Annotated in this window: 12 protein-coding genes; 8 read left to right on the forward strand and 4 right to left on the reverse strand. The window is 34.0% G+C overall.

All coding sequences use genetic code 11. The features are described from left to right. Positions 1-39: 39 nt before the first annotated feature. Positions 40-330 (reverse strand): DUF2187 domain-containing protein, encoded by a 291-nt coding sequence (locus FP435_RS00890; RefSeq protein ID WP_265483885.1) that lies wholly within the window; start codon positions 328-330, stop codon positions 40-42. Positions 331-422: 92 nt separating this feature from the next. On the opposite strand from FP435_RS00890, the gene FP435_RS00895 reads away from it, so the two are divergent. From FP435_RS00895 to FP435_RS00910, 4 genes are all read left to right on the forward strand, one after another. Further along, positions 423-986 carry a guanylate kinase gene (locus FP435_RS00895; RefSeq protein ID WP_265483886.1) on the forward strand — a complete coding sequence of 188 codons (564 nt, stop codon included), beginning with the start codon at positions 423-425 and terminating at the stop codon, positions 984-986. A 173-nt stretch (positions 987-1,159) separates the two neighbouring features. Then, complete coding sequence (locus FP435_RS00900; RefSeq protein WP_265483887.1) at positions 1,160-1,888, forward strand: C40 family peptidase; 729 nt, start codon at positions 1,160-1,162, stop codon at positions 1,886-1,888. A gap of 177 nt (positions 1,889-2,065) precedes the next feature. Then, a complete protein-coding gene (locus tag FP435_RS00905) occupies positions 2,066-3,256 on the forward strand; it encodes a L,D-transpeptidase family protein (RefSeq protein ID WP_265483888.1) in 1,191 nt (396 codons plus the stop codon). A 51-nt stretch (positions 3,257-3,307) separates the two neighbouring features. After that, on the forward strand, positions 3,308-3,865 hold the full coding sequence (locus tag FP435_RS00910; RefSeq protein ID WP_265483889.1) for a hypothetical protein: 558 nt from the start codon (positions 3,308-3,310) through the stop codon (positions 3,863-3,865). Positions 3,866-3,875: 10 nt separating this feature from the next. On the opposite strand, the gene hflX is transcribed toward FP435_RS00910, so the two are convergent. Next, complete coding sequence (gene hflX, locus FP435_RS00915) at positions 3,876-5,144, reverse strand: GTPase HflX (protein WP_265483890.1); 1,269 nt, start codon at positions 5,142-5,144, stop codon at positions 3,876-3,878. A 575-nt stretch (positions 5,145-5,719) separates the two neighbouring features. On the opposite strand from hflX, the gene FP435_RS00920 reads away from it, so the two are divergent. Together FP435_RS00920 and FP435_RS00925 are read left to right on the forward strand one after the other, a co-directional pair. After that, entirely contained in the window at positions 5,720-6,466 is a 747-nt protein-coding gene (locus FP435_RS00920) for an ABC transporter ATP-binding protein (RefSeq protein WP_265483891.1), read from the forward strand. A gap of 15 nt (positions 6,467-6,481) precedes the next feature. Beyond that, the gene (locus FP435_RS00925; RefSeq protein WP_265483892.1) at positions 6,482-8,320 is read left to right on the forward strand and encodes an FtsX-like permease family protein; all 1,839 of its coding nucleotides are present in this window, start codon (positions 6,482-6,484) and stop codon (positions 8,318-8,320) included. A gap of 234 nt (positions 8,321-8,554) precedes the next feature. Here the strand turns inward: FP435_RS00925 and FP435_RS00930 are convergent, their stop codons facing one another. Together FP435_RS00930 and FP435_RS00935 are read right to left on the reverse strand one after the other, a co-directional pair. Further along, positions 8,555-9,820, reverse strand: coding sequence for an aminotransferase class I/II-fold pyridoxal phosphate-dependent enzyme (locus tag FP435_RS00930; protein WP_265483893.1), 1,266 nt, complete (start codon positions 9,818-9,820; stop codon positions 8,555-8,557). A 16-nt stretch (positions 9,821-9,836) separates the two neighbouring features. Further along, positions 9,837-11,936, reverse strand: coding sequence for a putative ornithine decarboxylase (locus FP435_RS00935; protein WP_265483894.1), 2,100 nt, complete (start codon positions 11,934-11,936; stop codon positions 9,837-9,839). 216 nt (positions 11,937-12,152) lie between these two features. On the opposite strand from FP435_RS00935, the gene FP435_RS00940 reads away from it, so the two are divergent. Further along, complete coding sequence (locus tag FP435_RS00940; protein ID WP_265483895.1) at positions 12,153-13,607, forward strand: APC family permease; 1,455 nt, start codon at positions 12,153-12,155, stop codon at positions 13,605-13,607. Between the two features lie 139 nt (positions 13,608-13,746). Beyond that, positions 13,747-14,826 carry a P-loop NTPase fold protein gene (locus FP435_RS00945; protein ID WP_265483896.1) on the forward strand — a complete coding sequence of 360 codons (1,080 nt, stop codon included), beginning with the start codon at positions 13,747-13,749 and terminating at the stop codon, positions 14,824-14,826. Positions 14,827-14,828 lie beyond the last annotated feature (2 nt).

Below are 14,828 nucleotides of genomic sequence, written 5' to 3' on the forward strand. Positions count from 1 at the left end.
TTTATAACAAAAGAGCAAGAGAATTCTTGCTCTTTTAAATTACTTAGAAGATTTTTTATCATCTTCATCAACTTTTGAAACTTTGATATCATTTGTAGCTGCTACTTTTGTTTTAGCAGGAGCTTTAACTTTTTTCAATTTTTTAAAGTTAACAACCATCTTATGATTTAATTCACTAACAGCAGTTTCATCTTTAGGATCGTAAGAGGTAATTGCAAGCAAAGCAGAGTTCTCATAAATTTTATCTACTTTTCCTTCAAAAGGATATTTTAATTCTTCTTCAGAAGTAGCAGCGACAATTTGTCCTAATTTAACTTCAGATTTTTTCATAATTAACACCTTTTTTCAAAAAATTCTTGTGTTCAATAACACTGAAATACTAATATATATAATATCGTATTTCAAGAAAGAGGGGTAGTAGCTTGCGTAGAATTATCATTATTGCGGGACCAAGTGGTGTAGGGAAGACAACGGTGTCGCAATACTTGCAAGAAAAATATCAAATTCCTAGGGTAGTGACTCATACTACAAGACCTAAAAGAAAAGGAGAAGTAGATGGAAAATCCTATTACTTTGAAAGTGATGAAAGTTTTGAAAAACTACACTTTTTTGAACATGTGAAATATGGGGACTATCAATACGGTTCAAGTAAAGAAGCTTTAAAACGCGCCTGGGAAAAAAATGATCTTGTTTCACTAATAGTTGAAACAGATGGAGTAAAGTCATATTTAGATGCTTTAAGAGATAAAGTTTATTTCATCTATTTAACCGTCAATGAGCCGCAAATTTTGACGCAACGCTTGCTCGAACGTGGTGATGATGTTGTGGAAATTAAAAAACGATTATCTAGTGCGGAGTTTAAAAGAGATTTACATTTAAATAATGAGTTAGCCGAGAAAGCTCATATGTTAGAAAATAATGACTGGGAAGAAACAAAGATTGCTCTTGATAAAGTAATTAATAAGCTCAAAAAGAGCGAATCATGAATATTTGAAAAAATTGCTATCTATTTGTAATTTTTTATGGCTTTTTGTAATTAGCTCGGTTTATGTTTGTAACAGTTTTGTAACAAAGAACGTCTACAATAAAAATTGTCAATTAAGAAATTACGAATTTAAACAAATTTACAAATTTAACTAACCTATTTGGAGGAATTTTTTTGAATATCAAACGTCACTTTATCAAATTATCTGCCGCAGCTGCTTTAACTTTAACCGGTGTAGCAGTTACTTCACACAATGATGCTTCTCATCACAATGTGCAAGCAGCTACAAAGAAGACTGTTAAGATTAACAAACAAGTTAATGCCAGTTCTTCATACAACCACGGCAAAGCTACTGCAAAAGTTTTAGCAGTTGGTTCTACTTATAAGGTAACTGATAATGCCGTTGATTCAACTGGTGTTCATTGGTACAAGATCGGAACTGATGCTTGGGTATCTGAAAAGGACGCAACTTACACTGTAACTAAGACTAAGGCTAAGAAAAAGGCAGTTAAAGCTGTTTCTCAAGCTCCAGCAGCAACCACTACTAATACTTCAGCTGTTGCTCAAAAAGTTATTAACTTAGCCAAGAAACAAATTGGTAAACCTTACGTATGGGGTGCTACTGGTCCATCTAGCTTTGACTGCTCAGGACTTACTTCCTATGTATTTAGCAAAGCTGCTGGTAAGAATATTGGTCGTACAACTTATGTACAATTAAATGCTGGTAAGAGAGTTTCTATTTCAAACTTAAAACCAGGTGATTTAGTATTCTGGGGTAACTACCACGTAGGTATTTACTTAGGTAACAACCAATACATTCATGCTCCACAACCAGGTCAAAATGTAACTACTGCTACTATTAGTAGCTACTTCTACCCATCATACGGAGTGCGTGTACTTTAATGAATAGAGAAAGACCACTGGGCGATGCGATCAGTGGTCTTTTTTACTGTATCTCTATTCTTGCTTAGCTTGAGATGGTATAATGAACTACATCAGAAACAAATTCTGGAAAGAAAAGTTCTATGAGAGCGTAAATTGTTGACTAAGTAGAATTGATTTAAAGAAGGTAGAAGAATAATGAATGAGAAAATGCCAAAGGCTAGAAATTATACTCCCTGGATAATTTCAATAGTTGGTTTGGTAGTAGTGCTTGTTGTTGGAGGCTTAATTGCTGGGCATGTAAAAGCTCAACAAGATGCTGCTGCACAAGAATATAACAAGTCCCATTTTAATGAAAATGTTAAAATTATGGACGTAAGTGTTGGTAAGTTGACTGTTAACCAAGCCTACAAAAAAGTTAATAAACTTGGTAAAAATCAAGTAACTTTAGAAAATGGAAAAGTTATCTATAGTCAAGTAGGAGAAGAAAAGGTTACTAAAAAACAAATTCAGACTTACTTTGATGAACAATATACCAGAATGCCAAATGCTACTAAGCGTAATTATGGTAGTCAAGACCTTGATGAATCTGCTAAAAAATTATCTACTCTTGCTAAGAGAAGCACTACTTATCAATTAGCTGGCAAAGATTATACTTTTAAAGCTAAAGATGTATTAAATAAGGTAACTTACAAAGATGGTAAATATGTTTACTTGGATGCTTCTACTTTGACTAAACAAGTTAAAGCTATTGCTTCAAAGGTAAACACTTTACGTACCTCTTATCCTTTCAAAACCCCAACTGGTAAAACCATTACTATCCAAAATAAAAGTTATGGTTGGGCAATTAATACTCCGCAAGCAGTAAAAGCAATTGAAGATGGCTTGAGTAGTGGTGCTAAAACTGTAGATGGTAAAAGTACTATCTTTGGAGATGGCTTTACTGATGAAGGAACAGGGTATGGTATCACAGCAAATCATGGTTTAGGAAAAGATTATATTGTAGTTTCATTGAGTGCTCAAAAAGTGTGGATCTATAAAAATAATAAACCAGTGGTTACGCTAGATGATGTAGTAACTGGTACTGTAACTACTTCCAAAGGTGACTCAGATGCTACACCAACTGGTGTTTGGTACATTGGTTATAAGCAAACTCCTAGTGTATTAAGAGGAACCAATGATGATGGTTCAAGCTATGCCTCTAAAGTAAGTTATTGGATGCCATTTACTGTTGATGGCTGTGGTTTCCATGATGCAAGTTGGAGAACCGATTGGTCTAAGACTGCATATCTTAAAGGTGGATCTCATGGGTGTGTAAACGTTCGACCAGCAGAAATTAAGAGTGTTTGGGATAATGTTTCAACTCATGAACCTGTAATTGTATACTAAAATTTATTAAACTAAAAAATACGCTGTTTAGGCGTATTTTTACTTTGAACTATGAAAAAGAAAACTATCTCTAGAATATTAATTATTTTACTTGCTGCTATCTTACCACTTTGTATCTTTAGTAATTCTGCAAGTGCTGCTACCAGTAATTTAAAACTATATAAATCAAAAAAGGCAATTACAGTTTATGCGGGACAAACAGTAAAAGCATATCGTAGTAAGCATAAAACTTTTTCAGATTTGTACCTAAATGAAGGAAAAATTGGTTCAACAACTACTGTAGATTTTTATTATCAAACTAAAAAGGGAAAAGTGAACTTTTATCGTGGCTTTGGTGCTTATGTGGAGTTTGTAAAGGGAATGAAGTTAAAAGCAGTTATTTCTACGGATGTAGAACAATTGACTCCTCATGCTGAATATAAGTTTCGTACTGAAGGAATGAATATGGGGTACAATTCCTCCAAGGCTAATAAAAGTGGAGTCTTAAGTGGATGGATGATGCGCCCAGGTGTTGTAGTCTCAGTAAAAGTAAAAAATAAGCCCCATAAAAAACATCATGCTAAGAAAACAAAGAAGAATAAGCAACATACTAAAAAAGTCAGGAAATAATCCTGACTTTTTATTTTATGTACTGTTTAAATTTTTGCATGTCTTTTTGACTTAAACGCACACTAACATGAATGCCATCATCTTGGTAATCCTCTTTACTTACTTGACCATGTTCATGCAAATAAGAGATTTCTTTACCAGCGTTAATTGGTAGGAGGAGATCAATTTTTTCATAGCTAGCAAATATACGTTTAGTAATTAGATCAGCTAACAAGTTAATTGAATGAGGATCTTTTGCGGAATAAAGAATGTCATCTCCTTCAATTTGAGGGAAGTTTCTAGCGGTTAAATCGGCTTTATTGTATGCAGTAATCATGGGAATATTACTAATCCCTAATTCTGCCAGGACTTTTTTGGTGGTATCAATCATTTGAACCATATTTGGATCAGCACTGTCTACAACGTTTACTAAAAGATCTGCATCTTTAGCTTCTTGAAGAGTAGCTTTAAATGATTCAACTAAATTATGTGGAAGTTTAGAGATAAAGCCGACTGTATCTGAAAGAATAAAACTAGATTCATCATTTAAGTCAATTCGCCGAACGCTAGTATCTAAGGTAGCAAAAAGCATATTTTTTTCAAAGACTTGCTTCTTTTCAAAATTTTCAGTAAAAGTTGCTAATAAGTTATTCATTGTAGTTGATTTACCAGCATTCGTATAACCAACTAAGGCAACTTTAGGAAGATTTGAATTATTACGTCTTGATGATTTAATCTCTTCTTGTCTAGTGATAGCTTTAAGTTCTTTCTTGATAGCACTAATTTGCTTTCCAATTGTTCTACGATTCATTTCAAGCTTAGTTTCACCAGCACCACGGTTGGCAAATCCGCCACCACCACGCTGCTGATCCAAATTATTTTCGGATGGATGCAAGCGTGGTAATTCATATTGAAGGCGAGCAAGTTGGACTTGTAATTTAGCTTGGCGACTTTTGGCACGATTTGAAAAAATTTCTAGAATTAACTCTGTACGATCTAGAACCTCTAGTTTAGTTAGTGATTCTAAATTACGAATCTGAGTAGGAGTTAGTTCATCATTAATGATGAGAACTTTTGCTCCAAGGCCTTGGGCTAAATGTTTAATTTCATTAACTTTTCCTTTGCCAAAATATGTTCCTGCGACAATGCTTTCGGCATTTTGGCTAGCTTGTCCTACTACTTCTAAATTATTAGCTTGAGCCAATTCATCTAATTCAGTCATGTAGTAATCAAAATTAGGCTCATTAATGTTGACTCCGGCCAAAAAGGCCTTTTTCTTTTGTATTTTATTAGTTATCAAATTTATTTTCACCTACTTTTTATGTGATTGCTTAAATAATTATAGTTGAGAAAACTCATTCAAGCAAAAAGAAAGAGTCTTATGCAATCTGACTAGCTAGATTGCATAAGACTCCTTCAGAGAGTAAAGAATTAAAAAGTATTAAAAAATAAAATTGAATAAGGAAATTTACCTTTGGTTGAGGTTAGAATGTTGAGGAAATGCCAGTTCTATTATTTCCTATTTCTAAAAAAATACATAGAAAATTGTCCAGCTATGATTACCTCTACCTGAATAATCATAATCGTTAAAACGAAATTGTTGTTAAATTTAGTTTGTAGTAATTGTAGAAAAAATACACTAACACATAGTAATTATTAAGCTGACTACGTGGATTTAATTGGTATTGTCCAACTTTATAGTGATCTCTTTAACTACTTTTTAATTCTTTATGAGATGCTTCTCATTTTCATAATAATCCAAATTAAAAATAAGTCAAAAAATTGGCCTTGGATACTTTACAAGAGATTTATTGATCGGTATTATATTAGTGTATGAGATAAGTATTACACTATATCAATTTAATGAGGTGAAGTATGGAAACAATTGTTAAAGTAGAGAATCTTGTGAAAACTTATGGAAAACAGGGAAAGAGACAATATACAGCATTAAGAGGAATCAATTTTGAAGTACAAAAAGGAGAGTTTGTGGGAATTATGGGAGCATCTGGCTCTGGTAAAACAACTCTTTTAAATATCTTATCAACACTGGATACGCCAACAAGTGGGAAAGTAGTCATCAATGGCCAAGATATTACTCAACTAAAGAAAAAGCAATTAGCAGATTTTCGTGGACAAGAAATAGGCTTTATTTTTCAAGATTTCAACTTGCTAGATAATTTAACTAACCAAGAAAATATTGCTTTGCCACTTTCTTTGCAAAATGTAAAAACCAAACAAATAGAAATAAAAGTTAGAAAAATTGCTAAACGCTTGGGAATTGAAAAAATTTTGGAAAAATATCCTGCCGAAATATCTGGTGGTCAAAAGCAAAGGGTCGCTGCTGCCCGTGCATTAATTCATGATCCAGCAATTTTGTTTGGAGATGAACCAACAGGAGCCTTAGATTCAAAAAGTGCGACTGAACTCTTAAATACAATGAGTGATTTAAATAAAAATGATCAGGTTTCGATCTTAATGGTTACCCACGATCCTTATTCTGCTTCTTATGCAGATCGAATTTTGTTTATCCAAGATGGTAAAATCGGTCAAGAACTGCGAAAGGATAATGAGAGTCGGGAAGAATTCTATCAAAAGATTATTAGTAAATTAGGTCAACGATAAAAGAAAGGAAAATAAATGCTTATTAAATTAGCTCTCAATGGCATTAAAACTCGTTTCAAAGATTACTTAATTTTATTTTCTGGGTTAACGCTGGCTAGTGCAATTTTTTATATGTTTTTGTCAATTGCCCTTAATCAAAGCTTTTTAAAGAGTAACGTAGCAGTTGTAAAATTTTCAATGACGCAGCAAATTTTTAAATTTGGAATTGCATTGCTAGCCATTATTATTTTAATTTATTTGATCTATGCCAATAATTTTTTGCTAAGTATGCGTAAAAAGACATATGGCACCTATATGATGTTAGGAGCACGGCCAGCAAAAATAGGAATATTAATTTTCGTAGAGACATTGATTGTAGGGTTAGTTGCAACAGGAATTGGTATTGTTATTGGAATAGGACTTACTCAATGGGTAGCAACTCTCTTAGTGAAGTCGTTGGGTCTTTTAATCCATCAATTCATTGGCTTTTATTTCCCGGCAATAATAGGCACAGGAATATTTTTTACAGCATTATTCTTTTTGGCAGCTCTTTGGAATCGTCGTCAGTTAGTTAAGACCAAGATTATCTTACTTTTAAAAGAAGATACCAAGCCGGTGCAATTTAGCAAAAATAAGATTTGGCGTGGTATTGAAGCTTTATTAGGAATTGGACTTTTAGCATTAGGATATTGGGCAATTTTTAATATTATTAAACTCAAGAATGCGGGAATTGGAATTAGTTTCTTTGCGATTGTTGTTGGAACTTATTTTACTTTTGATGCTGTCTTTAGTGTGGTAATTGATATGTTACGTAACACTAAGCAATTTCACTATCACAAGCTCCACTCTTTTACTTTGGGACAATTAAAATTTCGTCTGAAAAGCTATACACGGTTGCTATCAGTTATTTCTTTACTTTTTGCCTTAGCCTTAGGAGCGATTACTGTTGGGCTGAATTTTAATCGCTTGACTGATGAACAATTACAGTCTGTTTACTATGACGCTATTTTGTACCAAAAAGATGCAGCAATTAAAAAACAATTGAAAAAAGTAGAGGTGCAACATCAAGCCGTAATTTCAGCCAAAGAAGTAGGCAAAGATTCAGAAGGGAATGCACGTTACTATGTATCAGAAGAGAGTATTGACCAAGGAATTAAAACGCAAAAAAGCTATGAAAAAAATGGTCAGTATAAGTTCAAAACAGTTACTTATTCACTTAAGCAAGTAATGACTGAGAATTCTGATCAAAATATCGAATTTGCACAATTTTTACCAAAATTGGGAGCAAAATTTACAGTAGTTTCAACTAAAAAGTTTGCTCAGACAAAAGGCAAAACTGAGAAGATATACTTACTTAAGCTTGCACATTTTAAGCAAAATTTTGCTAATATTAAAAAATTGCAGGCTTTGGGGTTAGCAGGGATGCCAACTGATTTCAAAAATTCTCTCAACACAAAAGTAGATATTTATGAGACAATTTCAGGTTTAGCAGCAGGCTTTGAATTTATGGGCTTCTTTTTAGGATTAGCATTTTTAGCAATGCTTGCTTCTACATTAATGTTTAAGGTATTAAGCGGTGCTGCCCAAGATGTACCTCGCTATAGGATGTTAGAAAAAATTGGTGTTCAATCCAGAATGTTAACAGTATCTATTTTCCAAGAGATTGGTGTTCTATTTGCTTTACCGGCACTTTTAGGAGTATTAGATGTAATTTGTGGTTTACAACTTTTTAAGATAATTTTTGCTAATCCGTATAATCAAATTTGGATTCCCTTTACTCTTTTTGGAGTATTATATGTAATTTATTACATTATTACCGTGTTAATATATCGGTCAATTGTGCTAAGTGAGGAAAAGTATAACGTACAAAATTAGTATTTGTTGAGAATAGTGTTTATAATCAAGAATAATTATTAACAAAATAGGGGTTTTGTCGATAATTAGCTTAGAGTAACAACATAATTATTAACAAAATAGTATTTTTATCAATAATGAGCTTAGGTAAGGGGATAAATTATTATCAAAAGGGTATCCTCACGGCCGAAACAACATGTTATTACTTTTCTATAGAAAAAATGATCATCTATTTAGATTAGATGATCATTTTTGCTATTTGTCATTATAAAAAGTATCTTTTACTGCTCGGGTAATGGCAATTTTATCATGTGCATAAGAGAGACCGCCTTGAATATAAAGCATGTAAGGGTCACGAAGTGGTCCATCAGAAGATAGTTCAATAGTAGAACCTTCAATAAAGCTCCCAGAAGCCATTACAACTTGATCTTCATATCCTTCTTGATGGTAAGGAATAGGATCAACAAAGGAGTTCATTGGAGAATAGTGTTGAATAGCAGCACAAAACTTCACCATTGGGTCAGGTTTACCAAAGGTAACAGTTTGAACAATATCAGTTCTTGGTGTATCCCATTTTGGTGCTACATCCATTCCCATTTCTTCACATAAAGCTGCAGTATAAATCATTCCTTTAATTGCTTCACCAGTGGTGTGAGGTGCCATAAAGAAACCTTGATACATATCACGTAGATAGCCCCATGTAGCACCTTCACTTTTACCAGCTCCGGGAACTGTTAAGCGACTGCCGGCTGCATCAATTAAATCTTGACGTCCAACTAAGAAAGCACCGCTTTTTACAATACCAGCACCAGCATTTTTGTAAAGAGAACCGGCCATTAAATCAGCCCCGTAAAAGGTAGGTTCAATACTTTCGGAGAATTCACCATAGCAGTTATCAACAAAAATGTTCACATCAGGACGAACTTCTTTGATAAATTCAATCATTTTTTTGATTTTTTCAACGGTAAAACTTGCACGAGTTGAATATCCAAGAGAACGTTGAATTGCTACCACTTTAATAGTAGGATCCATGATATCTTGACGAGCTTGCTCGTAATCAACTTCGCCATTTTTCAATTCAGTGGTTTTGAAATTAATATCATATTCTTGCATATTACCTGGTTTGTCACCAACTAAACCGATTACTTGTTGAATTGTATCATAAGGAGTACCGGTTAAGTAGTAAAGGGTATCTTTGGGACGGAGCATACTGAAAAGTCCAACAGTAATAGCATGTGTACCAGAAGCAAATTGAGGACGTACTAAGGCATCATCAACTTTAAAGTAGTCTGCGTAGATTTTTTCTAATTTATCACGCCCAGCATCATCATAACCATAACCAGTTGATGAAACTAAATCTTCTTCGGCAACATGATGCTTTCTAAATAAGTCTAAAACACGTTGTTGATTATAAAGAACTTGATTGTCAATTTCTTCTAATCGGGGTTGAATTTTCTTTTCAACCGTAGCAACTTTTTCTTGTAATTCTTGAGGTAAGTTTTCTTTCCAAGATAAACTCATAATTTGCAATTTCTCCTTAATTATTTTCTTTCAAAACTTCCGCTTGGACCTTTAGTGTACCATTTTTATCTTTATTAAAATAGACTCCTTGAATTTCCGGTACAAATCCAGGGAATTGTTCAATTGCGCCAAGCAGAACTTCAAAATATTGCTGAGCTGTCTTAGTCCAAATTTCTCCTGGTGCAACTACAAAAATCCCTGGTGGATAAGGTAGAGCTCCCTCTAAAGCAATGCGATTTTTTACTTGCGCTAAGTCCACTAACTCACTTTGGTTTTTCATAAACTTTTGGTCAGCAACTTTTGGTGTCAAAGAGTAATTTTGAAAGACCTTTTTTGCAAATAAATCTTTTTGAAGAGAAAAAGTTTTATTACCGGAGTAATATCTATGCATTTCATTGGCCAACTGTTGAATAGTGTAATCGCGATAACGTTCAGGATATTGCGCAGCTAACTTTGGTAAAACTTGGCTTAAAGGAGCATCTTGTAAGTAAAGTTCTTCAAATTCTAAGAGTGCATCCAATAAGATAGTTAAATCCTGTTCAGTATCACCTGGGGTCAATAAGAAAAGCAAAGAATAAAGGTCATTTTTCGCACGAATAATATCTTTTTCCATTAAAAATTCAGAAACAATAGGTGCCGGTAAGCCAGTGGCAGTATATTTTGCTCCAAAATTATCAATTCCTGGTGTAGCAAGGGTGATTTTCATTGGGTCGATAATTGCTTGGTGAGGAGCAATTTGGCTCAAACCATGCCACTTGTCTTGTGGAGTAAGTTCCCAAAGTTGGGGATTAGTTGCTAGTTCTTCTGTAGTGTAGTTAGCAAAGTTCTCAGAAACAAAAGGTCTGAAAAGCTGTGATTTAGCTAAAAGTTGCTTGCGAAAATCAATCCCTAGTCGTAGAATTTTATCCCACCATAACTTATTGCCACTACCAGCAGTCAAAGCAGAATTAACAACTAGTGAAGCATAAAGCGGATAAGAATAACTAGTTGTTACAAATTTAAGGTAGGCATTATTGAAGTGCTTATGATCTACATAACGGCGTTGCCCCTTGAGATGACTGTCTTTTTTTAAAATTTGTGAGGCTTGGCCCATCCCAGCTTGTTGTTTGTGCAGTGATTGGGTGACCAAAATTCCTGGATCGTCAGGGCCTAATTCTAAATTAAGCGGAGACATCTTTGCCATAATTGGTAAAAAGTTTTCAAAGCCAGCCCAGGCACAATCAAATAAAATGTAATCACACAAGTGTCCAATTTTGTTAATAATATATTTTGGATTTTGAAAAATTCCGTCATAGGTTTCTAGTTGAATAATGGCTAGACGGAAGGGCCGGTTAGCTTTTGCACGCTGGGGATCAACTTTGGCAATTTCTTTTCTAATTGCTTCTTCATTAAGAGCCTGAGAATTTATTTCGCCAATGAGTCCCAAAGCGTTACGGTCGGTTGGTAAATAAACAGGGTGTGCTCCTGTCATTACTAAAGCGCTATTATAAAGCGACTTATGGTTATTACGATCAAATAATACTAAATCATCTTCTGTTAGCAAGGCACTACTACAAATTGAATTGGCACTAGTTGTTCCATTAGTGCAAAAATAAACTTTGTCCGCATGATATGTCTTTGCAGCTTGTTGTTCAGCACTTAACGGCCCACCTTCGTGAGTCATCATATCACCAAGTTGGGGAACAGTGTCACTGGTGTCAGCGTACATTAAATTTTTGCCAAAAAAGCGATTGAAGACGACTCCTGAGGGATGTTTATCGTAGTATTGACCATTATGGTGGCCAGGAGTAGTAAAACTTATTGGTTGAGTTTGAGAAAAGCTGATTAAATCTCGCAAATATTGGGGTACCATCTTTTCATAGTAAGCACTGGCTTGAGCAAAGACTTTCTGTAACATTTGTTCATCCGGATTAGAAGGAAGTTTGATAAGGGGAGGATTGAGACCAGTAGTAGTTTTTAATTTTTGAATTAGTTCAAGTTCAGCCTGATTTTTACCATCAATTACAATGGCAGCTAGCGTGGCTGGATTGACATCAGCAGTAAGCTTTACAAAATTCCATTGTGAAGTTTGGGGTAAGGTAATATCTTTGCCTAGAGCAATATCTAAATAATTCACAAAAACCTCCGATTAGTCTAAATGAAAAATAGTCTTGAATAATTTTATAAAATCTATATAATTTGGACAGATGTCCTTTCATGGATAAATTATAAAGATTTTGGAGAGCAGTACAAGTGAAAATTTTGAGTCCATTGCTGCCATTAAAGCCACCAAAGTAAGAAGTATTTCCCAGAAATATTAAAATAAACTTATTTTGGAGGTAAATTTTTAATTATGGAACATATGGAATACATTGAGCCTAAGAAGAAGCACTATATGGCGTGGCCAATTATTGCTTTAATTGACTTTGTAACAATTATTAGTTTTGAAAATATTTTTTATCCTTTTCAAAACCAAGGGCTTTCAGTAGTTATCTCATGGATCTTTCTATTCTTTTCATACGTTTTGCCCTATGCGTTAATTTCTGCACAAATGAGCTTAACGTTTGATAATCAAGCTGGAGGTCTTGCATCTTGGGTACGGCATAGTAGTAATGACACTTTAGGATACTGGACAAGTTGGATGTATTGGGTTCAAAGTGTGCCTTATATTGTGGATGTTTCAAACTCAGTCATTGTTTCTTTTAGTTGGATGATTTTAGGAAATAATTCTTTAGACAAAAAGATGTCCACCTTCTGGTTTGGAATCTTAACTTTTGTAATCATTCTGGCTTTTATTTTGCTAGAAAATTTATTAAAAAATTCTCTGGAAGTCCTTTCCTTAATTGGTGGTGGGGCAATGTTTATCATGTCGTTTTTATTTGTGCTTTTGGCAGGTTATGCGGTAATGCACGGACACCACATTGCTACCCAACCATTTAACTGGGGTGCCTTTAAGCCATCATTTAGTTTGAATTACTTTTCAACAACAGGACTTTTGATTTTTGCAATTTCTGGGGCAGAATTAGCTGCACCTTATGTCTCTGAAATGAAAAATCCCAAGCGTGATTTCCCTAAGTCAATGTGGATGTTGGCATTGATGACAGGATTTTTGACGATTTTTGGGACATTAGCTTTAGCGATGTTTTTCAATGCTCACCATATTCCAAATGACTTTAAGATGAATGGCCCCTACTACGCCTTTCAGCTACTAGGACAAAGTTTGGGAATGGGTAAAATTTTGATGTATATCTTTGCAGTAGTGCAGGCAGTCTTTATGATGGCGCAACTAGCAGTGTTGCTAGATGCTTCAAGTAGAGTGTTTGCAGGGGATGTAGCAGATAAATTTATGCCTAAATGGCTAACAAAAAAGAATAAAAACGGTCGCCCAATCCATAGTTATACTATTACTGCAGGACTTAGCCTATTTTTACTATTGTTAACTGGAACTTTGCCTAATATTAATACCATCTACAATTGGCTTTTGAATGTTAATGGTATCATTTCTCCATATAAAACTTGTTGGGTATTCTTTGCCTTTGTAGCAATGCGGATGCAACAAGAAAAATATCATTCAAGTTATGTGTTCATCAAAAATAAAACTGGTGCGCTAACTGTCGGATTCTGGTGTCTAATCTTTACATTTGTATGTGCAACACTAGGTTTTATTCCACAAAATGTAGCTTTTGGAACTAGTGGCTTTAGTCACCAATTAATTATGAATATTATTACTGTCCTTGTGTTGTTTGGTCTTGGTTTTGTAATGCCATGGCTTAGAAAACGTGAACAAGCACGTGAAGAATTAATGTAGGTTGAAACTCTAGCTTTTTAGCTAGAGTTTTTGCTAAGTAAAATGAAGTAAAGAATTGGACAAAAAAGTAAAATGAAGTAAAATGAAGTAAAGAATTGGACAAAAAAGTAAAATGAAGTAAAGTGAGAGGGTGAAATTAATGTACGAAGAAAATCCATTTGATGCAGAATTTGGTGGAATTCCGGAATTGTATTTAGATTTTAATGAAGATGCAAAAAAATATGCTAATAAAATTCATCGCTCAAAAAAACATCCTACCTATTCTCTTTTCATTACTGGTGTACGTGGTTCAGGAAAAACCGTTTTTATGAATAAAATAGGACAAGAATTGAACAAGTATGAGGACACTATTGTGATTACTCTTCACAATACTGATGACTTGTTTAGAATAATGTATATTAAATTAGCTCCGATGTTAGAAAAAGTAAAAAAGTGGAATACTTCAATCTCAATTAAATTTCCTTTCATTTCGGTGAATTTTGCAGAAGCCAGTGAAAAACATGATGAAATATACTATAAAACTGAAATAACAAAAATTCTAAAGTTATTAAAACAAGCAAATTTGAGAGTAGTATTTTGTATTGATGAGGTTTCGAATACACCTGCAATCCAGAAACTAGCAGAAGAATTCAATGATTGGAGTCTCAATGAACTTCAAGTTTCGATTATTATGACGGGATTATTAAAAGAAGTTTCTGAACTGTCTAGTACTCACAACTTAACTTTCTTAGTTCGTGCTGATCGGTTTCATATTAAGAACCTACAACCACTATCAATGGCTCAAACTTACATGAAGGTATTAGGTATTAGTAGTAGAGAAGCTGAAAAAATGGCTGTAGCTACTCAAGGATACGCCTACGCTTTCCAATTAATTGGAGACTTGATGTTTGAAAATTTAATAGAAAGAAAAGATTTTGCTCAGGCATGGGACTATTCACAGTTAGCCTTCAAAGATATTTTATTTAACCAAGCCTATGATGTAATTGCTCACGAATTAACAGAAATAGACTTTCAATTTTTGTATGCAATGGGTAAAGATGGAACAATTAGTACTATAATTGAAGACATGGGCAAGAGTAAGCAATATGTAAATGGCTACCGGACTAAATTAATTAAATATGGCTTAATCAAACCTATTATTCGAGGCAAGTTAGGCTATACACTTCCTTTGTTTAAAGAATTCATTCAAAGAAAATATGATGAGCTAAATTGGGGATAAAA

This window comes from Lactobacillus sp. PV037, from assembly GCF_014522345.1.
In the GTDB taxonomy this organism is placed as follows: Bacteria; Bacillota; Bacilli; order Lactobacillales; family Lactobacillaceae; genus Lactobacillus.